This window comes from Sedimenticola hydrogenitrophicus (assembly GCF_029017505.1).
GTDB classification, from domain to species: domain Bacteria; phylum Pseudomonadota; class Gammaproteobacteria; order Chromatiales; family Chromatiaceae; genus Sedimenticola; species Sedimenticola hydrogenitrophicus_A.
In genome coordinates, this window is sequence record NZ_JAQGEI010000001.1 from 1 (window position 1) to 21,192 (window position 21,192).

The following is a 21,192-nucleotide window of genomic DNA, read 5'->3' on the forward strand; positions in this document are numbered from 1 at the left end:
GTTACCCCCCATTATTTTTCCGTTTGTAAGTACCGCGAAAGGTGTACAGGGAGGCATTAGGCCTGCAGTTCCCCGTGGATTCCTTGACTTTGGTCAAGAGAATATTATGGATCGCTAACGTTTTGAATTTGCTCTGGATTGATTGAAATCAAGGTGCCGGGGGGCGGGTCTTTCGATACTCTACCGCTGCGGAATATTTTAAACTGACAATGTGAGAATACGAGTAATGACAACGATCACCGAAACCATGGCACGCAATCACCGGCATTGCGATGAACTTTTTGCTGAAGCGGAGGAGTTGATTTCACAGGGAGACTGGGTGCAGGGACGTGACAAGTTTGAGGCCTTTCGTGATACCACCGAAAACCATTTCACGATGGAGGAGGGGGTGCTTTTTCCCGGTTTTGAACAGCGTACCGGCCAGACAATGGGGCCGACCCAGATGATGCGCATGGAGCACGCGCAGATGCGCCAGCTGATGGCGGACATGGAAGCGGCGGTGGCGCATGAGGATGATGAACGTTATCTGGGACTCTCCGAAACCATGATGATGGTGATGCAGCAGCACAATATGAAAGAGGAGCAGATGCTTTATCCGATGACGGATCAGGCATTCGCCGGCGATGCGGAAGCCACCCTGCAAGAGATGAAAATGCTCTAATGGAAGTGCGGATCGATGTGAGCATGCTGGAGCCCTGTGAGCCGTTGGAACGAACCCTGGAGACGATACAGCAGTTGCATCCGGGTGATTATCTGCGCGTACTACATCGGCGTGAACCTCACCTGCTCTATCCCCTGTTGGAGAAAAGCGGTTTTTCCTGGCAGTGCCGGGGCGACGAGTCGGCGGGCTATGAGGTATTCATCTGGAAGACGGATGATCTTGCCGCGGCCCTAGCTGTGGAGTCTGTCAGCGAGTAGCTAGAACCTTTATTTATCACAACGTTCTCCTCGGATATAGATATATAGTATCGTTTGGTAACTACTCGCCCGGTCAGTAAGTGATTGGCCTGCCTTGTTGGCCGATCTTGATGGCGCCTCGAATCCGGCCCCTTTTTCAGATTAACGCCTGCCCTTGTTTGAGCGAAGCGAGTTTGGGCAGGCGCTGAAAATGGGGCCGTATTCGAGGAAACAAGCCATCATGTGAGGCCGGCGAGGCAGGCCAATCAACCCCTGAGTATTTACATCGTTTGATACTTTATCGTTCGATACTCTATTGTTTGGTTATGAACTGACGGCTTGGTTAACAGATGCTCAACACCGCGACGCTCTCCCTGGATCAGGCTCCGCCGATTTCGATTCCCTTCAGGTACTTTCTGACGGCGCCGCTGTTTGGTCTGGCCGCGGCACTGATGTTGCTGATCAACGGTCCCGATCTGTTCCTCACCCGCTGGTCGCCCCTGACCCTGGGCCTGACCCATATGATCACGCTCGGCATGCTGGCAATGGTAATGTGCGGTGCGCTGTTGCAGATGCTGCCCGTGATCGCGGGTTCACCTGTACCCGGGGTGGTTGCGGTCGGCACGTTGTGTCATATCCTGATCACCCTGGGAACCGGCCTGCTGATTTTTGCCTTTCTATCGGGGAGTGTTGTCGGTGAGGCGGTGGCGCTGGGCATGATGGGCGTAGGCGTCATCGTGTTTTTTGTGGCCGTTATGATCGCCTTGTGGCGGGTGAAGCACGTCAGCGCCACGATTGTCGCGATACGCCTTGCCGTTGTCGCCTTACTGATTACGCTGTTGTTCGGCGTGCTGCTGGGGAGCGGCATTCTCGGCTCCCTGGGGTTCGGGGATATCGCCGCGCTGGTGGATGTCCATCTTGGCTGGGGCATATTGGGCTGGATCGGGCTGTTGCTGATCGGTATCTCTTATCAGGTGGTCCCCATGTTTCAGGTGACGCCGGAATACCCGCCCCGCCTGCGTCGACTGCTGGCGCCCGGGCTGTTTGTCGGCTTGCTGATCTGGACGCTGCTGATGCTGGGGGCGATCTCCGGTGTGGTGAACGGTTGGGTAGCGGAGGTTGCAATGTTCATTCTGATCTGCGGCTTCGCGCTCTATGCGGGGGTGACTCTCCGGCTGCAGTCGCAGCGAAAACGCCGGGTCCCGGATATCACCCTGCTGTTCTGGCGTACCGGCATGCTGTTCATTCCGTTCTGTGCACTGATCTGGATAGCCGGGAGCGTTTCACCCGCTATCGGCAATGACCCCCATTACAGTCTACTCCTCGGCGTGGGCCTGCTGTTGGGGGTGGGTGTGGCCGTAATCAACGGCATGCTGTACAAGATCGTCCCCTTCCTCTCCTGGTTCCACCTGCAGAACCGGCAGATGAGACTGATGTGCATGACCGTGAAGGTGCCGAACATGAAGGAGTTTATCCCTGACAAGGCCGCGCGCCTGCAATTGTATCTGTTTCAGGCGGCAATGCTGTTGACCCTGGCGGCCACCCTGTTCCCTGCTTGGTTTACCCACTTGGCGGGACTCTTGTTCCTCGCTTCGAATGCCCTGCTGATGAAAAACCTGTTGCTCTCCATGCAGCGGTATCGTCAGACCAACGAAGCCCTGTCGGCCTACGCGGAAACCACCGGCGCGTCCAGCGCCGGCGCGGGTTGAGCGCCGTAAAACCCGGAATTCGGCCGCTCCGCCGCGGGATTGCGGAGGAGCGGTCCTGGCTTTTGCCACTACTGCATTGGCCTCTTATCTAGGTCCATGTGATTTCCATCAGTTGTTTTCTGCGCTAAAATACCCATTCCTCAAATATTAACTTACTGAAAGTTAAGCAATTGTTATTATTGATGGTGTGATTATGCCGACCGAACTGAGTGAGGCCTTCCTTTTTTCCCAGCTTGATGAGGGTCAATTGGAGCGCGTTCGCAAGATGAGCAGCGAGATCCGCTTGCAGGATAATGAGGCCCTGTTTGAGGTGGGTGATGAGGCGAGGCGCTTCTTTCTGGTCCAGGAGGGGCAGATAAAACTCTCCCGGCTCTCCATGAACGGCAACGAGAAGGTGATTGAAGTGGTAACGGCGGGTTATACATTCGCCGAGGCCCTGATGTTCTCGGATAAACCGTCATATCCGGTACGTGCCACATCCATCGGTAAATCGCGACTCATCGCGGTGGACAGCCGGGGCTTCCTGGATCTGCTCAGGGAGTCGACCGATACCTGTTTCCGGGTCATGGGCGATATGAGCATGCGGCTGCGCCGCATGATCAAGGAGATCGATGACCTGACCCTGCAGAGTGCCACCGGCCGGGTGGCCGGTTATCTGTGCGGTAAATCCATGTTGAAGGGCCAGACGCGGGTCGCCTTTGAACTGGCGACCCCGAAAGGGGTGCTGGCCTCACGACTGTCGGTGAAGCCGGAGACCTTCTCAAGAATTCTGCACAACTTTACCGACCAGGGGCTGGTCAAGGTGAGGGGCGGTCATATCGAAATCCTCGACGTGGAAGGGCTGCGCAAGCATGCCGAGTCATCGGGCGTCTGCGGCCAGCAGATCGGCCCGGAGAGTTGACGTCGGGATTGCGGACCCCAGGTTAAACGAGAGAGGGCGCTTCAGGACGCCCTCTCTCGTTTAGTCATGATCGATCACCAACCGGATGAGCGGGTCAGCTTCCCTGACTATTTCTGCCTGCTCCGGGCGAAATCCAGCATCCGCTGTATCGGTTTCACCGCCAGCTCCCTGACGTCCGGATCGATCAGGATTTCGTTATTTTCCTGTTCCAGCACCTGCAGCAGATTCTGCAGCGCGTTCATGCCCATCCAGGGGCAGTGGGCACAGCTCTCGCAGGTGGCGCCTTCACCGGCGGTGGGCGCCTCGATCAATTTCTTGTGTGGTGCCAGCTGCTTCATCTTGTGGAAGATACCGCCATCGGTGGCGACGATGAATTCACTGTTGTCCATCTCCACCACCGCCTTGATCAGGGCGGTGGTGGAGCCCACCACATCGGCCTGCTCGATGACCGCCTCGGGGGATTCGGGATGGACCAGCACGGCGGCGTCCGGGTGCAGTCGCCGGACCCTTTCCAGGGCCACCGATTTGAACTCTTCGTGCACCACGCAGGCGCCGTTCCAGAACAGCATGTCGGCACCGGTCAGCTTCTGCACGTAGTGACCGAGGTGTTTGTCCGGAGCCCAGATGATCTTTTCACCGCGGGCGGCCAGATGCTCGACGATCGGCAGGGCGATGCCGGAGGTCACGACCCAGTCGGCGCGCGCCTTCACCTTGGCGCTGGTATTGGCATACACCACCACCGTGTGATCGGGATACTGATCACAGTAGGCGCTGAATTCATCGGCCGGACAGCCTTCGTCCAGGGAGCAGGTGGCGTCCAGGTCGGGCATCAGAATCCGCTTTTCCGGATTGAGGATCTTCGCGGTTTCGCCCATGAAGCGGACGCCGCAGACCACCAGGGTGGTGGCCTCCTGCTGGGCGCCGAAACGGGCCATTTCCAGGGAGTCGGAGACACAGCCGCCGGTCTCCTCCGCCAGCTCCTGCAGGTCGCCATCGGTGTAGTAGTGGGCCACCAGCACGGCATTGCGTGCCTTCAGCAGCGCCTTGATGCGCGCCTTGATCGCCTGTTTCTCATCCGCACTGAGGATCGGCCATTGCGGATGGGGAGGGACGATGACCGGGTGCGGTCGGATTTCTGCAGGAGCGATTGTCTGCGTCATGGTGTTCTCTCTGTGGTTGGTCGGCTCAGCGTATGATATCGACCCGATCCGGGGCGGTTAGTCGGTAGATTTTAGCCGGGCGGTGATTGCCGTTGCGGCGCTTTCCGCCGATCTCTTCCAGGCGGTTGAGGGACAGGGCCCATTTGCGGAAATTCCGTTTATCGAGCTTTTCGTTGCGCAGGATCTCGTACACCGATTGCAGTTCGCTCAGGGTGAATGTCTCCGCCATGAGCTGGAACGCAATAGTGGAGTAATGGGTCTTGGCGGCGAGCCGTTCGCGTGCCAGGTGAATGATCTCCGCATGGTCAAAGGCCAGTTCCGGGAGCCGGCGCAGTGGAAACCAGGCGGCCTCGGCGGCATCGCTGCCGGGCGACAGGCTGAGCTTGTCGGCCGACACCAGGGCATAATAGGTGACGCTGATGACCCGCTCCCGTGGATCCCGGTCGGGACGCCCGAAGGTATAGAGCTGTTCCATGTAGAGATCGGCGACCCCGGTCTCCTCCTCCAGCTCCCGTTTGGCACAGCTGTCCAGATCCTCGTCGATTTCGAGAAAGCCTCCGGGTAACGCCCAACGGCCCTTGTACGGCTCCTGTGCCCGGCGTATCAGCAGCAGTTGCAGCTGCTGGTCGCGCAGGGCGAAGACCGCCACGTCGGTGGTGACGGCAGGGTGGGGGTATTGGTACTGAAAAGGCACGGCTATCCGATTACTAAGTGTTAAAAATACACTATATCTTGGTCGTTGCGCTGCAACATGTCAAGCGGTCTGTTTATCCGGTTATTCGGTTAGATGCCATAGCCACTAAAGAAAACCAGCCAACCCCCGCTAACATGGATACGAAAATAACCGGGAACACTATTGCTATGGACGCTGAACAAGAGCGCGCGGTGCGGGAACTGCTCAAGGTCAAGCAGCTGCCGCCACTCTCGACCACCGCCGCCCAGCTGCTGGAGGCCGTTTCGAACGACGAAATCGACTTGAAGGCACTGGCGGCGATAATCAATCAAGATCCGGGGCTGGCCGCGCGCATCGTGGGGCTGGCCAACTCGGCCTATTTCGCCCAGCCCGCGCCGGTCTACAGCGTGGAGGAGGCCATCATCCGGGTACTCGGGCTGAATATGGTCAAGAGCCTCGCCCTGGGCATCAGCGTCGCCAGGGTGTTCGACCTGGAAAAGTGTCCTGTTTTCGATCTGCCGGGATACTGGTATAAAGCCTTGGCGGCCGGCCAACTGGCGCGGTCACTCGCCCTGTTGCTGCCGGCGGTGCGGCGGCCGGATGCGGCAGCGCTCTATCTGGGCGGGCTGTTCCATAATCTGGGAGCCCTGCTGCTGGTGCATGTGATGGGCGAGGCCTACGCCGGCGTCCTGCAGCTGGCGGCACAGGAGCCGGCGGGAAAACTGCTGGATATCGAACGGGAGCGGCTCGGGCTGGACCATCGGCAAGCGGGGGCCTGGCTGGCCGAGCGCTGGCACCTGCCACCCGTCATTGTGACCATGCTGGGATCTCTCGGCGACGGCAGCTATTCCGGTGCGCATCAGACGGCGGTCAATCTGTTGAATTGCGCGGTTGACTGGGTGGGCGCCATTCGTACCGGCGAGGCGTATGCGCTGGTAGACTGCCGCTGGTTGAATAACATCGACGGGCTGGATCGGGAGCGGACCCCCCAGATCGAAGAGACCTTGCGCCACCAGTTGGATGATCTGGAACGGGTTGCGGGACAGCTGGCATGAACGTAACTACTCACGGGGTGATTGACCTGCCTTGCCGGCCTCACACGATGACTCCCCCAAGATCGGCCAACAAGGCAGGCCAATCACTTACAGACCGGGTGAGTAGTTACGCATGAACAAGAATACCAACCAAAGAGATCCAATGTGATATTTGGCCATCAGGACCATTTTTTTTCACTTGTCGATTCACTCTCGGCCATCCGCCTGCTCTCCCGGATACCGTTGGAGGGTGTCTCGGAAGGGCGGTTGTTGGAGCGGGCACTGGAGGCGCTGATCGAGTACCAGGACCTGGAGCAGTGTTCGATTTTTCTGCTCGAGGGTGAGGTGCTGCGTTGCGCGGTGGGGGGTGGCCTGGATACCTTCGGCCGGCGCGTTCCGGAGCAACCCGCAACGGGCGGCGCAGGCATGCTGTTCAGCGTCGGGGAAGGGATCATGGGGCTGGCTCTGGAGAGCGGCCAGATTCAGTATTGCCGCAACTGCAAGACCGATCCGCGTTTCAAGCCCTTCGCCAACACCACCCTGTTCTATGGCGATGGTTCGCTGATCTCCGCCCCCATCGTCTCCGATGACGAGGTGTTGGGCGTGCTCAATGTGTCCCATCATCTGCCGGAGTTTTTCCAGACCTGGCAGCAGCATTTTCTCATGTTGTTCGCCAATTTTCTCGGCCGGCTGCTGCATCTGCACCGTCTGGTCAACCGGCTTGAGGAGCGGATCAGCTCACGCACCCAGGCGTTGGCCCAGTCGCTGGAGGAGTCTGAGCGGTTGCGTGCCCGCTACCAGGAACGCTCGATCATGGATGAGCTGACCGGGCTGTGCAATCGGCGCTATTTCTTCGCCGAAGGTGAACCGATGCTCGCCCGGGCGGTGCGTTACGGTCACCCGCTGGGGCTGATGCTGATCGATGTGGATCAGCTGCGAGGGCTCAATGACAAATGGGGGCACCTGGCGGGGGATCAGGCGATCTGTCGGATAGCGGAGACCCTGCAAAAGGAGGCGCGCACGGGTGATCTGCTGGCCCGGCTGGGAGACAGCGAATTTGCGCTGCTGCTGCCCCATACCCTGCCGGATGGACTGGAGAGTATGGCCGGACGCATCCAGGCGGCGGTTGCCGAGCTGGAATTGCGGCCGCAGGATGAACCGGTGAATCTCTCCGTGAGTATCGGCATGACCACGTTGTGCCGGCAGCCGGACATCAGGCTTGTTGATCAGCTTGAGTTGCTCTATAGCCAGGCTGGTTACGCGCTTGCCCAATGTAAGCAGGCGGGGCGCAACCGGCGGCTGTTCTATGCGGCGGAGCTGGAGCCGGCCCTCGGACCGTTGCCGGATGAGTGATCGGCTGCCGCCGCGCCTGGCTCACAACGCCCTTAGGGCTTTCGGGTGAAAGGATTCCAAGATCGTTGGCGGCAGGAGGAGTGGTACAGGGATGTACCGTTTACGGAGCCGAGGATGCCATGCCGCCATCGAGCCCCCAGGGATGGGTTTACGGCGTTGTCTTGGAATCCTTTCACCCGGAAGCTATCCGCACTGCACCAGAATCCGACAAAGTAGAATTAGCCCTGTTCGTCCACAGCCCAGAGCCAGGCGGCGCCGCGCACCCCGCTGGCGTCGCCGTGCTGCGGTGGCAGCAGGCGGGTACGCACCACATCAGAGAAGATATAGTCCGTCCAGATCCGCGGTACCTGTTGATACAGTCGCGCGACGTTGGATAAGCCGCCGCCGAGGATAATCGCTTCGGGATCCAGGAGGTTGATGACCGCGGCGAGACTGCGTGCCAGCCGATCCTCGTAACGCGCCATGACCCGTTGCGCCGCTTGCTCCTGTTGTGCCAGTCGTTCGGACAACGCCGCGCCACTGATCGATACTCCCGTCTCCCGGTGGTAATCGGCGGCCAGGCCGGCCCCCGACAGGAAGGTCTCGATACAGCCCCTTTTTCCGCAATAGCATGCCGCCCCGGGCAGCTCCGCCGCGCCAGGCCAGGGGAGTGGGTTGTGTCCCCATTCACCGGCGATGCGGTTGGCGCCGGGGATCAGGCTGCCATTGATAACGATCCCGCCCCCGACACCGGTGCCGATGATGACACCGAAAACCGAAGCATAGCCCTGACCGGCGCCGTCGATGGACTCCGAGAGGGCAAAGCAGTCGGCATCATTGGCCAGGCGCACGGGACGCTCCAGCAGCCGTTCGAGATCCTGTTGCAGGGGGTTGCTATTCAGGCAGGTGGAGTTGGCGTTTCTGATCAGTCCGCTGGCGGGAGAGAGCGATCCGGGCGAGCCGACGCCGACCGTTCCGCGCCGGCCGGTCTCCTGTTCGATGCGCTTTATCAGCCCCGCCACCGCAAGGAGGGTGGCCTGGTAGTCACCCGCGGGTGTCGGGATACGCCGCCGGGTCAGGTGCTGGCCCCGCTCATCCAGGGCTAGCGCCTCTATCTTGGTACCCCCGAGATCAACCCCGATACGCATGGCAGGGACCGTTGCGGGAAAATCAGGAGGGACCGCTGGAAGCCGGACTCAATGCCGCCTCCGCATCCGGCTCGATCTGCGCGGCGGCGAGCAGGGGTTGGTTCTCCAGGTGTACCGAGGCGTCCCCCGACGGATTGGTGAAGCGGTCATTGAGGGTCTGCACGTAGTTGTCGGCATCCTCCTTGACCTGGGCCAGGCGTTTCCTGGCGCCACGTCCCCAGCCGGCCGGGACGCTGCTGAAGATGCTGCGCCAGGGCTTGGTGTTACGCAGGAAGGCGTTGCTCAGGTTACCGCGGACCGCCAGCTTGTCCGTCTGCCGTTTCAGCTGCCCCAACAGACTGCGGGCCGCCAGCGAGCGGATCAGGAAATGCAGCCCCAGCACCACGGCCAGGCTGGCGATCGTCGCGCCGATCTGCAGGGGCGGACTGGCCAGGAGGGCGTCCAGCCAGGGCGGGGCAAAACTGAATCCCTGCCAATAACCCTGGTTCAGGGTGATGGCGACCAGGGCGATCAACAGCAGCCCGAAGGCCAGCGCATCGCCCCAGAGCACGCGTCTTTTCCAGCGCGCCATCGCCTCCCGCACGGCGGGGATGGCCCGTTCCTCGATGTCCCGCGCGGTTCGTTCCAGTACCCCGACAATACGGTAGGCGCGTTCGATCTCCACCTCGTGCATGCGGTTGTGGATCTCTTCCAGATCCGCATCCCGTTTGCGTTCGAAGCGCTGGCGGAGATTGTCGTCATCGATCGGTACCGCGGCGTCCGGGTTATAGATGGTGTAGAAGCGGCCGGCGGTCAGGCCCCTTTCTCCCAGGGCTCGCTGCCAGGCGGCCACCACCTCTTCCGGATTGTCCTCCCGCGCGGCGGAATCGATCTGGTTGAGGATATAGAGGAACTTGCCCGCATCATTGCGGCTGATGGTATTGCTCACCAGATGGCTCAGGGTATCCTGCATGGCGCCCGGTTCCGGATGGCGGGCGTCGAAGAACACCAGGACCAGGTCGGAGAGGTCGATGATGTGATCGGTAATGCGCAGGGTGGAGGTGCGCTGGGCATCGGCGTCGAATCCCGGGGAGTCGATCAGGATCTTGCCGCGCAGCCGTTCGCTGGGGCAGGTCTTCAACTGCAGGTAGGAGTCGATGCGCTCCCCCTCGCCCTTGGCAACCCGCTCGATATCCCCGCTCATCTGGTAGAAGGGGAAGCGTGGATCCGCGTCCAGTGCCACCCCCGGCAGGGCGTGTGCCGTTTTCTCCCGGCTGTAGCAGGTGACGGTGAACTTGTCGTCCACGGCCTGATTTCCGGTGCGCTGGAGTTTGTAGTCGAGGTAGTGATTGATAAAGGTGGATTTGCCGGATGAGAAGGTGCCGAGCACGGCGATCAGCGGCCACCAGGGTATCTGGGTGGCATAGGATTCATCCGTCCCGAGCAGGCCGGTGCGGTAGGCGATGCGGTCCAGCTTCTTGAAACTCTGTACTGTCCTGAGCAGTACCGGGTTCTCTTGTTCAAGGTGGGTTTCAAGATGTTTCAGGCGTCCTTCGATGAGTCTTCCTGCCGTGTTCATGAACTGCTCCTGATGTCGGGTATGGCTGTAGGGATGGGGTATTGCCCCGACTGCTGTTTAGGGCTCGTGCAAAAATAAGTTCCGGTATTCGGTCGCCACTGGACCCCGTCGGCGGCGTTACGCTTTTTGGCAAGGGAACAGCCATTGCCTGCAAAGCGTGCCTTGCCGACATGGCCCAGTGACACCCTCGGTACTGCGGAATTATTCTTGCGCGAGCCCTTATTTGCCTCAGATCACTGTTACCCCGGATTTATCTAGTGGCCATACTAACGCGCCGCAACGGTGGGTGGTAGTCTGTCGGTGGGTTTCCGGTCACTAACGGGGCGCGGTATCCCTCCTGCCGTGGCGGGGGGCGGTGGCGACACGGGAAGTGAAAAATACGTATTTGCCCAAATACTTATAGGTGCTTTTTTCAACCGCGGAGGGTGCGGGGGTATTGATCAATATCAGTATATAAGAGATACTTAATAAACTCATGTTGCCTGTTGCAGCCGCCGATGGCGGTCATCAGGCGACAGGGACTTGATCTTAATAAGTGAGGGAGCGTGACATGGCTGAACTTTTTTCTGAAGAGTGGATGCAGAGTTTTATGACCCAGTGGAACGCGGAGTCCGAACTGGTCTCCGCCCTTGAGCAGATCGGTTTTGGCAGCGTGATCGGCTACGGGTTTGAGGGCGAAGCGCAGCCGCGCGGGGTGATCAGCGTGGAAAACGGCCGGGCGGTATCCGCCGGAGCCTACACGGGGGAGCCATTGAACTGGGATATCCGTTGTAGTGAGGCGCAGTGGAAAAAGTGGATCAGTAAGCCGCCCGGCATAATGGGACTCGGGGTGGCATTTACCTCGGGCAAGATGAAATTCAAGGTGGGTGACTACGCTTCCATGCTGAAGGATCCGCGTATGGCCGCGCCGTTCATCAAGAGTTTTTCCGTCATGGGCAAGGCCTGAGCACCGGCGAGACCGGTTTTACGGCGACGGGCATCAGCTGATAGGCAGAAGGCGGGATAACACGCCTGAAAAACTAAAAGTGCCCTGGGGGCTGCCGGTCACGGCAACTTTCCCAGGATGATATATCAACAGCAGTTCTTAATCGGCGGGATAACTAAAAAGATGGAAATACAGGTCCATGCGGTCACGCTGGCGATAGCACTGAGTGTCGCCGCGGTTCTGCCCCAACAGGGTTTGGCACAGAGCGAGAATGGCGATTATTTCGTCGTCCAGCAGGCGCGCGGCACCTCAACCGTCTCGCTCGGCGGAACGGTGATGCCATACAAGGAGGTGACGCTGTCGGCCCAACTGCCCGGGCGGGTAAGGCACCTGGCCGGTATCGAGGGGGATACCTTTGAAAAGGGCACGCTGCTGGTGGCCCTGGACGACAGTGAGTTGCTGGCCACGCGCAATGCCGCCCTGGCCCAGCTGGCCAATGCCGATGCGCAACTGCGCGCCGCCGGGGTGCAGTATAACCGTGAACTCTGGTCGCCCCAGTCCCAGCAGGCGATGGGTGGCATGGGCTTGCCGAACCTGTTCGACCAGATGTTCACCCGGCCGATGGAGGGCTTCTCCGGCAACCGTAACCAGACTGTGGAACGGCGCGCCGACCTGTACAGCTCCGGGGTGCAGATCACCCAGGCACAGAATGCCATCCTCTCCGCCCAGTCCCAGATCCAGGCGATCGACGCCAAGCTGCGCGATGCCATCAGTCTCGCGCCGTTCGACGGGGTGATCCTGAAGAAGTTCGTCGAGGTGGGGGATACCATGCAGCCGGGTCAGCCGCTGCTGGTGTATGCCGATGTGGAGTATCTGCAGATCATGGTGGACGTGCCGGCCAGGCTGCGCCCCGGCCTCTATGAGCAGATGATGCTGCGGGCGGAACTGGATGTTACCGGGCAGGTGGTGCCGGTGCGGGTGGCACAGATCTTCCCGACCGCCGATTCACAGCGTCACACCGTCAAGGTGAAGTTCGACCTGCCCCAGGGGGTGTCCGCGCCCGGCATGTATGTCAAGGTCAGGGTGCCGGACCACACCGCCCCGGCGCGCAATCATCCGGTCATTCCCGCCTCCTCCATCCGCTACAACGGGAGTCTGCCGGGGGTCTATGTGGAAGGCCAAAACGGCCGCCCGGAACTGCGCCTGATTCGGGCCGGCGAAAGCCTGGACAACGGTTTTGTCAGTGTGCTCTCCGGTTTGACCGCCGGTGAGCGGATACTGCGCGATCCGGCAAGCGGTCTTGCCTCGGGCTGGACCCGTCCGGTGGATCAGCGCTGAACGGGCGTGAAACCTCCGGTACCCGTGGACGCCACCCAGGCCTGTCATAGCGCTGCAACCAAGTGTGAAAATGATGAATCAGGAAGATGCCAATAAAGATGAGCGGAACAACGCGCAACTGACCGACGAGCAATTGGGGCTTGCCGGGCGTACCGCGCGCTTCTTCATCAACTCGCCGCTCTCGCCGCTGTTTTTTATCTCCATGATGCTGATGGGACTGCTGGGTCTGATGATGACGCCGCGGCAGGAGGATCCGCAGATCTCGGTGCCGATGGTGGACATCTTCGTCCAGTACACCGGTGCCTCCGCCGACCAGGTCTCCAATCTCGCCATCGAGCCGCTGGAGCGGATCATGAGCGAGATCGACGGCGTCAAGCACGTCTACTCCGCCTCGCAGCGCGGCATGGGCATGGTGACCATCGAATTTGATGTGGGCGAGCAGATGGGCCCCTCGCTGGTCAAGGTGAACGACAAGCTCGACTCCAACATGGACAGGATCCCGCCCGGGGTGTCGCCACCCCTGGTCAAGGCCAAGGGCATAGACGACGTACCGGTGGTCAACATCACCCTCTGGTCCAAGGATCTGGACAACAACGGCCTGCCGGACGTGGATGACGGCCAGCTGCGCATGCTGGCGCATGATGTGCTGCAGAGCATCAAGGAGATCCCGGATACCGGCAACGGTTTCGTGGTGGGCGGGCGTGCCGAGCAGGTGACCATCGAGGTCTCGCCGGAGCGGCTCTCCGGCTACGGCATCAGCCTCGACCAGGTGGCCAACCGTATCCAGACCTCCAACAGTGAACAGCAGGCGGGCGGGGTCGAATCCGGCAATACCCGCTTCACCGTCATGACCGGTGCCTTCCTCAAGACCACCGACGATATCAGTCGCCTGGTGATCGGCACCCACAACGACGTGCCGGTCTATGTGCATGACGTGGCGCGGGTGGTGCAGGGGCCGGAGGATGCCCGCCAACTGGTGGCCTACTACACGGGACCGGCCGGCGATCAGGCACAGCCGGCCAGCGGGATTCCCGCCGTGACCATCGCCGTGGCGAAGAAACCCGGGGTCAATGGCGTCACGGTGGCCAGTGCCATTATCGACCGGGTCGAACACCTGAAGGGGCTGCGCATCCCCTCCAATGTCGGCGTCAGCATCACCCGCAACTACGGCGAGACGGCCGAGGACAAGGTCAACGAGCTGATCTTCAAGCTGTTCGTCGCCACCGGTTTCGTGTTCCTGCTGGTGCTGTTTGCCTTCCGCGCCCTGCGCCCGGCCATCGTGGTGGTCCTGGTGATCCCGGTGGTGCTGTTGATGACCATCTTCTACGCCTGGGTGACCGGCTACACCATCGACCGGGTCAGCCTGTTCGCCCTGATCTTCTCCATCGGCATCCTGGTGGATGACGCCATCGTGGTGGTGGAGAACATCTACCGGCGCTGGCTGGAGAATGGCTCCACCGACGCCTATACCGCGGTGGACGCGGTGCGGGAAGTGGGCAATCCCACCATCCTGGCGACCTTCACCGTGATCGCGGCGCTGTTGCCGATGGGTTTCGTCACCGGCATGATGGGCCCCTATATGGAGCCGATCCCGGCGCTCGGTTCGGCCGCCATGCTGATCTCCCTGTTCGCCGCCTTTGTCTTCACTCCCTGGCTGGCCATCTCCCGCTGGCTGCGCCCCAGCCTGGCCTACCTTGAGGTGGCGGAAGAGCGCGAGAAGGTGGGTACGCAACGCCTGGCACGCTTTTACGAAAAGATCCTCACCCCGCTGATCCGCTCGCGCAACAAGCGCATCCTGTTCCGCGTGCTGTTGTGGGGGAGCTTCCTCTTCGCCTGTTCCATGTTCTACACCCAGTGGGTGACGGTGAAGATGCTGCCGCTGGACAACAAGCCCGAGTTCTCGGTGGTGCTGGACATGCCGGAGGGCACGGCCCTGCCGGTCACCGCAAACCTGGCGCACCGGATCGCCGAGCAGCTGCGCCAAATGCCGGAGGTGACGGCGCTGCAGGTGTATGTGGGTACCGCGCGTCCGTTCGATTTCAACGGCATGGTGCGGCACTACTATCTGCGCCAGGATCCGTGGCAGGCCGAGGTCCAGGTACAGCTACTGCACAAGAGCAAGCGGGAGCGCAGCAGTCATGAACTGGCGCTGGCGGCGCGCGAGGCGGTCAGGGAGATCACCCGTGAGTCAGGGGCCAGGTTTGCCGTCGTGGAGATGCCGCCCGGTCCGCCGGTGCTGCAGTCGGTGGTGGCCGAGGTGCATGGCCCTACCCCGGAGATCCGCCGCCAGCTGGCCGCCGATCTGACCGGTATATTCGAGCAGACGGAGAGCCTGGTGGACGTGGACAACTACCTGCGAGGCAGCTATGAATACTGGCTGTTCCGCGTGGACACCGAGAAGGCGGTGCGGCGCGGTGTCTCGGTCGACACCATCAACCGCAACCTCTCCATGGCGCTGGGCGGGATGCGCCTGGGCGACGTCAAGCAGAAGGCGGGGCACGAGCCGATCAATATCCTGATCCAGGTACCCCTGGCCGAGCGCTCCCAGATCAACCGGCTGGGCGACCTGCCGATCCAGTCCACCAGCGGGGTCACCCTGCCGCTGCGCGAGCTGGGAGCCTTCGAGGTGATGCAGGAGGAGCCGATCATCTATCACAAGGACCTGCGCCCGGTGGAGTATGTGGTGGCCGACGTGGGCGGTGCACTGGCCGCGCCGGTGTACGGCATGTTCCAGGTGCAGGATCTGCTGGCGGCCGATTACACGGCACCCGACGGGATCAAGGTGGACGCCTTCTGGTTCAAGCCGCCGGCCGACGACAACCGTTCCAGCATCGAGTGGACCGGCGAGTGGACGGTCACCTTCGAGACCTTCCGGGACATGGGGGCGGCGTTCATGGTGGCGCTGGTGCTGATCTATATCCTGGTGGTGTGGGAGTTCGGCAATTTCCGCATCCCGGCGCTGATCATGGCACCGATTCCCCTGACCCTGCTGGGCATCATCCCCACGCATGCCCTGATGGGGGCGGAGTTCACCGCCACCTCGATGATCGGCTGGATCGCCCTGGCCGGCATCATCGTGCGCAATTCGATCCTGCTGGTAGACTTCTCCATCCACGAGATCCAGCGCGGGGTATCGGTGGAGCAGGCGGTGATACGCGCCTGCACCACGCGGACCCGGCCGATCATGATTACCGCCCTGGCCCTGGTATGCGGCTCCAGCGTGATCTTTACCGATCCGATCTTCCAGGGCATGGCCATCTCGCTGGCCTCGGGTGTCATGGTCTCCACCATCCTGACCCTGATCGTGATCCCGCTCGGCTGCATGAAGGCTAGCGACGCGCTTTGTGAAGTGGCGGCCGCCGGGTATGACGGCGGCAATACCCCGCTGCCTGAACTGGCGGATGGGCCCTCCTGCCCGGCCGCTCCGCCCACCGTCCGGGGTCCCTCGCTGCTGCTGGTGCTATGGGTCAAGATCGCCAGCCTGCTGCTGATGCTGTTCTACGCCGGACGTGGAATCTTCCTGCTGCTGGGAGAGCGGCTGCGGCGTGGTAAATCCGCTGCGACGCCGGCCGCCATGGAAGCCGCTGTGGCGCCGCAACCGGTGACCCAGGGCCAGCCGTCACCGGGAGGTGAAGCCGCCCAGGCGGACGCGCCGAAAGCGGGGCGGGATCCGGGGCCGGGGGTGGGGCAGGCGATACCTGGTGAAGATAGGGGTGAGGATAGGGGCATAGCTCGGCCGGCAGCGGTTAAGCGTGCCGTCAGGAAGGCCGCGGCAAGGAAAAAACCGACGCCAGAGAAAAAACCGCTGGCCGGGGAAAAGCCAGCGGCCGGAAAAAAGCCGGCCGCCAAGAAAAAAGCCGTCAAGAAGGCGGCCGCCAAGACCCAGCCCGCGCTGCCACGCAGCGCGCCCGGTTCGGGGCCCGTGGCGGAGCCGGCGTCCACTGAAGATGATTTGCACACCATGCCGACACCGCCTGGACGCAAGGGGGGGCGGCGCGGGATTCGCCTGAAGGTGGATAATGAAAGCGGCATTGAGTAACCCGGTGGCAGGCGGGGTGGCAGGCAGGATGGTGCTGAGGCGGCTGCTCGCCCTGGGCATGCTGTGCGCCCTGGTGGTGCCGCGGCTGTTGCTTGCCGAGGGGACCGGGCCGTTGTACGGAAAATTCCGTCCCCTGAACCAAGCGGGGGGCAAGCCCCCGGCCGCGCAGCGGGCGCGGCGCTATTCCGGCGAGGCGGGGTATCACCTGAGGGGGCCGCTGGCCGATCCCCCCGCCTATGCGCCGTCAGGCGGTCCTTACCCGCAGCGACCGGCGGTGCAGGGCGGTTTTTTCATGGCCTATCCTAATGGATCGCCGGGGCGGCGATTCGGGCCCGGTCCGCGCAGCGTCAATGCGCCGGCGCAGAGGCCGTCCTTCCTGCGTCCGCCGGACAAGGGCCGCTACCTTAGACCGGCAGGGCCGCTGTCGGCGCCGCCGGAATTGGGCTACCGCTTCCGGCCACCGGGGCGAGGCCGTCAGGAGTAGCCCGGTGTTCCCGCGCGGGAAAGCGAAATAAAACAGATAACAGGCCCGTCCGGCGACCGCACCCGGACGCCATTTTGGAGGTATAGATGTCTATCCGTGGTCAATGCATGTTACTTGGCCTCTCGCTGCTGGTAGCCGGGGTGGTGCCCGGTGTGGCGTCCGCTGCGGCGCTCGGTGTCGCTCGGGGCGAGGCGGCCTCCCCTGCCGCGGTGGAGTTTTCCGCCGATACTGTTCAGACTGATCCGCAAAAGCGGCAGCGGGTCGGCCGTATCTATGTCGGCACGAGTCGCATACGCAGTGAGATGGAACAGAATGGCCAGCCGGTGGTTAATATCATCGATACCGGGCAGCGGATAACCTGGGTACTCTATCCACAGCAGCGAAGTTATATCGAATATCGGATGGAGACCGGGGAGACGACAGCGCCGGAGAGCCCCTGTGCCGGTATCCCCGGCGCCCGTTGCAAACGGTTGGGTGATGAGCCTGTCGATGGCCGTCCCGCCAGCAAATGGCAGGTGATGCTGCCGTCGCCGCGCGGAGTGGTGGAGAGCACCCAGTGGATCGGCAAACAGCGCTCATTCCTGTTGCGGCAGGAGATCCAGGGAGGGGCGGTGATGGAACAGCGCCTGCTGGCGATGGAAGTGCTCCATGGACGTCCCGTCGAGAAGTGGGAGATGGTCCTGACCCAGGGGGAGCAGCCGGCCCAGCGCTCTACCCGCTGGTTTGATCCGCAACTCAATCTGGCGATCAAGGAGGCGAATCCGGGAGGCTATGTCCGTGAGCTGCAGAACATCATGGTCGGGCCGCAGGACCCGGGGCTGTTCAAGATACCGGAACAGTTCAAGCAAATCGTACCCCAGCCGGGTCAGGAACGCTGACGTACGGGCTGCCGGGAAACCCACTGAGTGATCGGATGATCATGGAGTAATACGATGAAGATCAGATTTGGATGGATAATGGCGACGGTCGGTTTGACCCTGGCCGGGATGGCGGGGGGAGTATTTGCGACCCCGGCGGGTCTGCCCCAGCAGATGCTGCCCAGCTATGTGCCGGCAGCGCCCGGCCGGGGAGTTGCCAGTTTCCGGCCGCATTATCGCATGCAGCCGGTGCGCCAGTTGCCGTACTTCGTCCGGCCCGGCGTCAGACCGCCGGTGTACGCGCCGCTACCGCGTACCGCGGCCTGGCCGATACCAGTGAGTTATCGACCCATCGCGCCGCTGCCGCCCCCCCGGATGCCCCGCTATGGCTACCCGGGACAAGGGCCGCGCTGGGCCGCTTATCCGCTGCCGGTCCCGGTCAGGGGGTATGGAGCGCGGCCAACGCCATGGACGGGGTATCCCTATCCGCCACGCCCGCCGGTCGTAGCCTGGGGCTATCCTCGCCCGGCGCCGTATCGCCAACGCCCGGCCTATCCACCGGTGACCCCTGCCTTCCAACCGCCGCCGTTCTGGATACCGCCGGCCGGGGCGGGTGCGCCGCCGCCCCAGTTCGGGTACCCCGGTCGGCCCTGGTTCAGGCAGCCGGTGCGGCCGGCGCCACGCGCGGTTGCGGGGCCACTGGCCGGGCGTTACCAGCCCTATGCGGGCTATCCGGGCGCGCGACCGGATTATCGATTTCGCCCCCTACCCCAGGCGGTGGCATTTCAGGGCCAGCCTGTCGCAACAGCGTACCGACCCGGTCCGGCTTATCCGCGGGACTCCCGTTTCCGCCAGGATCCACGTTTTCATCCACTGGCCGGGCAGCGGATGACCACCGCTCCCTATCGGTATAGGCAGCGCCCGGCGCGTGGCGAGGCGGCCTACGGACCCGGCCGCCGGGACGCCACCCGTGTGGCACTCGGGTGGCGGCAGGGATATTGAATAACCGCTGTAGCGGTCGGCTGAATCTGAACAACAAACATAAGGGCCTGGCATGATCACTGTCGTGGGTAGTCTGAAAGGTGGCTCGGGAAAGAGCACGGTAACCTTCAACCTGGCCGTCTGGCTGGCGATGGCGGAAGCCGAGGTACTGGTTATCGATCTGGATCCCCAGGCCACGCTGCGCGACGTGGTGGACGTTCGGGATGAAGAGGGGTATCACCCGCGGATCTCCGTGAAGGGGAAAAAACAGCTGGATGGGAACAGGCTGAATGGCGTGGACGAGGTGCTGATCGATATCGGTACCGCGGATATCGAGATGATGAAACGCGCTATCCAGCTGGCCGACCGCATCCTGGTACCGGTTCCGCCCTCCCAGGCGGATATCTGGTCGACCCAGCGGTTCATCCAGTTTGTAAATTCCACCACCGCGGGGAAGAGCCCGGAGATCATCGGTTTCATCAATCGGGGCGATACCCACCATGCCGTGCGGGAAACCGATGAGGCCGCGGCGGCCCTGGTGTCGCTGCCCGGGATGAAATTCATCAAACCGCGACTGTCGCAGCGTACCATTTTTCGCCGCTCGTTCAGCGAGGGGCTGGCGGTGTTTGAGCTGAATCCGCGGGGTAAGGGAAGCCGGGAGCTGAACGCGCTCTGTGCAAAACTTTATCCCGGGATGCTGAAGTAAATAAGACGTAACTACTCACCCGGTCTGTAAGTGATTGGCCTGTCTTGCCGGCCTCACGTGATGGCTGGATCAAGATCGGCCAACAAGGCAGGCCAATCACCCCGTGAGTAGTTACAATAAGACTAAATAAGCGGCCAGGGATTCGGCAGATGAACCAGCCGGCCCGGTACACAGGGCCATTATAGGCCGGGGAGAGGTGTAATCATGCATGTCATCAGAAATCTGTTTGCCCTGATCGGCGTGGTGGCGGTGATCGCCGCCGCCGTGGCGGTGGTGAAAGCCCGGACCGTGCTGGATGGGTTCGATCCCGGCGCTGTGCAGGTCTACCGGGAACTGGCCGGGAAAATAGTCGAGACCCGCAATGCCGCCGAGGCAACCGTCTGGAAGGTACCGGTAGAGGAGGGGCTGACACCCGAGGATGTCGAACTGTCCATGAAGACGGTCGCCAATGAGCTCAACATCTCCAATGTGGGGGAGCTCCCCCTGTCCAAGGATGTGGAGGCGAAAAGCGGCGCGCAGTACCGCTTCGTCAAGATCTACATGTTCTGCAACTCCCTCACCGCCGCGCGGATGCTGGATTACAGCGACGCCTTCTCTGCCTATCTGCCGTGCCGGATTACCCTGGTTGAAGATAAACAGGGGCGACTCTGGCTGTATGCGCTGAATATGGATCTGATGATTCATGGGGGTGAGCCGCTGCCCGCCGCGCTGAAGGAGGAGGCACTGCAGGTGAAACAGGTGATTCTCGACATTATGCGGCGTGGCGCGGCTGGCGATTTTTGAGTGTATTACCGGCTGGCGGCGAATCGCCGTCGGCCGGTTCCCCCGGCTCCGGTACACCAGCCCTAAGGAAAAAACAGGGGCCAGGAGAATCCGTATGTGATAGTATTCATTAGTTTATTAAAATATAAGCAAATGATAATTTATCTTGTCCGGGCTCAGCCTGAGGGGGGCGCAGATGGTCGAAGAAAAAGAACGGCAGGATCAGGGGCGGGTTCCGGAACAGGGCCCGGCGTATTCGATGGAGCGTCTCTCGGAAGCGTTCGAGAACAGTGCCCGACGCTGGGAGCTGATTGTCTATCCCTCCCTGTTCGCCTTTATCATCCTTGCGGCCTACGGTTTTTTCCTGGTCTACAACCTGGCCAAGGACGTGCATTATCTGGCGGTCAGCGTGGATACCAATATGACGCGGTTGGCCAGCAATATGCAGTCCGTGTCGGACAATATGGGACGGATGACAGTGGATATCCGCACCATGTCCGCCCATATGTCCGATATCAACGACAAGATCAGCACCCTTGAGCCGATGCTCGAGACCATCGGATCGATGGATCGCTCGATCCAGCAGATGACCCAGTCCACCTATATGATGCAGCGGGATTTTGCCCGCTTTAATCACAATATTGCCCGCCCCATGAACTTCATGAACAACATGATGCCGTGACGGCGG

At 61.5% G+C, this 21,192-nt stretch carries 19 protein-coding genes; 15 read left to right on the forward strand and 4 right to left on the reverse strand.

Annotated elements, in window-relative coordinates; all coding sequences use genetic code 11:
- Positions 1-226 precede the first annotated feature (226 nt).
- From O9K64_RS00005 to O9K64_RS00020, 4 genes are all read left to right on the forward strand, one after another.
- A complete protein-coding gene (locus O9K64_RS00005) occupies positions 227-661 on the forward strand; it encodes a hemerythrin domain-containing protein (RefSeq protein WP_275096008.1) in 435 nt (144 codons plus the stop codon).
- The gene (locus tag O9K64_RS00010; protein WP_275096009.1) at positions 661-918 is read left to right on the forward strand and encodes a DUF2249 domain-containing protein; all 258 of its coding nucleotides are present in this window, start codon (positions 661-663) and stop codon (positions 916-918) included. Before O9K64_RS00005 ends, O9K64_RS00010 begins: the two co-directional genes overlap by 1 nt.
- Positions 919-1,247: 329 nt before the next feature.
- Positions 1,248-2,606 carry a hypothetical protein gene (locus tag O9K64_RS00015; protein WP_275096010.1) on the forward strand — a complete coding sequence of 453 codons (1,359 nt, stop codon included), beginning with the start codon at positions 1,248-1,250 and terminating at the stop codon, positions 2,604-2,606.
- A gap of 193 nt (positions 2,607-2,799) precedes the next feature.
- A complete protein-coding gene (locus O9K64_RS00020) occupies positions 2,800-3,507 on the forward strand; it encodes a Crp/Fnr family transcriptional regulator (RefSeq protein ID WP_275096011.1) in 708 nt (235 codons plus the stop codon).
- A 107-nt stretch (positions 3,508-3,614) separates the two neighbouring features.
- Here the strand turns inward: O9K64_RS00020 and nadA are convergent, their stop codons facing one another.
- Complete coding sequence (gene nadA, locus O9K64_RS00025; protein WP_275096012.1) at positions 3,615-4,667, reverse strand: quinolinate synthase NadA; 1,053 nt, start codon at positions 4,665-4,667, stop codon at positions 3,615-3,617.
- A 25-nt stretch (positions 4,668-4,692) separates the two neighbouring features.
- Positions 4,693-5,361, reverse strand: a complete 669-nt coding sequence (locus O9K64_RS00030; RefSeq protein ID WP_275096013.1) for an NUDIX hydrolase — start codon at positions 5,359-5,361, stop codon at positions 4,693-4,695.
- A 167-nt stretch (positions 5,362-5,528) separates the two neighbouring features.
- On the opposite strand from O9K64_RS00030, the gene O9K64_RS00035 reads away from it, so the two are divergent.
- Together O9K64_RS00035 and O9K64_RS00040 are read left to right on the forward strand one after the other, a co-directional pair.
- Positions 5,529-6,395: an HDOD domain-containing protein gene (locus O9K64_RS00035; protein WP_275096014.1), complete on the forward strand. Its 867-nt coding sequence runs from the start codon at positions 5,529-5,531 to the stop codon at positions 6,393-6,395.
- A gap of 144 nt (positions 6,396-6,539) precedes the next feature.
- Positions 6,540-7,727, forward strand: coding sequence for a diguanylate cyclase domain-containing protein (locus O9K64_RS00040; RefSeq protein WP_275096015.1), 1,188 nt, complete (start codon positions 6,540-6,542; stop codon positions 7,725-7,727).
- A 218-nt stretch (positions 7,728-7,945) separates the two neighbouring features.
- Here O9K64_RS00040 and O9K64_RS00045 read toward each other — a convergent pair whose 3' ends face one another.
- The gene (locus O9K64_RS00045) at positions 7,946-8,854 is read right to left on the reverse strand and encodes an ROK family protein (protein WP_275096016.1); all 909 of its coding nucleotides are present in this window, start codon (positions 8,852-8,854) and stop codon (positions 7,946-7,948) included.
- 22 nt (positions 8,855-8,876) lie between these two features.
- Positions 8,877-10,412, reverse strand: coding sequence for a dynamin family protein (locus tag O9K64_RS00050; RefSeq protein ID WP_275096017.1), 1,536 nt, complete (start codon positions 10,410-10,412; stop codon positions 8,877-8,879).
- A 550-nt stretch (positions 10,413-10,962) separates the two neighbouring features.
- Here O9K64_RS00050 and O9K64_RS00055 point away from each other — a divergent pair.
- The 9 genes from O9K64_RS00055 to O9K64_RS00095 all read left to right on the forward strand — a co-directional run bounded on the left by O9K64_RS00055 (position 10,963) and on the right by O9K64_RS00095 (position 21,186).
- Positions 10,963-11,358, forward strand: a complete 396-nt coding sequence (locus O9K64_RS00055; RefSeq protein ID WP_275096018.1) for an SCP-2 sterol transfer family protein — start codon at positions 10,963-10,965, stop codon at positions 11,356-11,358.
- A gap of 162 nt (positions 11,359-11,520) precedes the next feature.
- Complete coding sequence (locus O9K64_RS00060; RefSeq protein ID WP_275096019.1) at positions 11,521-12,675, forward strand: efflux RND transporter periplasmic adaptor subunit; 1,155 nt, start codon at positions 11,521-11,523, stop codon at positions 12,673-12,675.
- 73 nt (positions 12,676-12,748) lie between these two features.
- A complete protein-coding gene (locus O9K64_RS00065) occupies positions 12,749-16,714 on the forward strand; it encodes an efflux RND transporter permease subunit (protein ID WP_275096264.1) in 3,966 nt (1,321 codons plus the stop codon).
- Positions 16,695-17,198, forward strand: a complete 504-nt coding sequence (locus tag O9K64_RS00070; protein ID WP_275096020.1) for a hypothetical protein — start codon at positions 16,695-16,697, stop codon at positions 17,196-17,198. Before O9K64_RS00065 ends, O9K64_RS00070 begins: the two co-directional genes overlap by 20 nt.
- Positions 17,199-17,284: 86 nt before the next feature.
- Positions 17,285-18,076: a hypothetical protein gene (locus tag O9K64_RS00075; protein WP_275096021.1), complete on the forward strand. Its 792-nt coding sequence runs from the start codon at positions 17,285-17,287 to the stop codon at positions 18,074-18,076.
- A gap of 54 nt (positions 18,077-18,130) precedes the next feature.
- Entirely contained in the window at positions 18,131-19,057 is a 927-nt protein-coding gene (locus tag O9K64_RS00080; protein WP_275096022.1) for a hypothetical protein, read from the forward strand.
- A gap of 52 nt (positions 19,058-19,109) precedes the next feature.
- A complete protein-coding gene (locus O9K64_RS00085) occupies positions 19,110-19,742 on the forward strand; it encodes a division plane positioning ATPase MipZ (protein ID WP_275096023.1) in 633 nt (210 codons plus the stop codon).
- Between the two features lie 204 nt (positions 19,743-19,946).
- Positions 19,947-20,525 (forward strand): DUF302 domain-containing protein, encoded by a 579-nt coding sequence (locus tag O9K64_RS00090; protein WP_275096024.1) that lies wholly within the window; start codon positions 19,947-19,949, stop codon positions 20,523-20,525.
- 175 nt (positions 20,526-20,700) lie between these two features.
- The gene (locus O9K64_RS00095) at positions 20,701-21,186 is read left to right on the forward strand and encodes a hypothetical protein (protein ID WP_275096025.1); all 486 of its coding nucleotides are present in this window, start codon (positions 20,701-20,703) and stop codon (positions 21,184-21,186) included.
- The last annotated feature ends 6 nt before the right edge of the window (positions 21,187-21,192 follow it).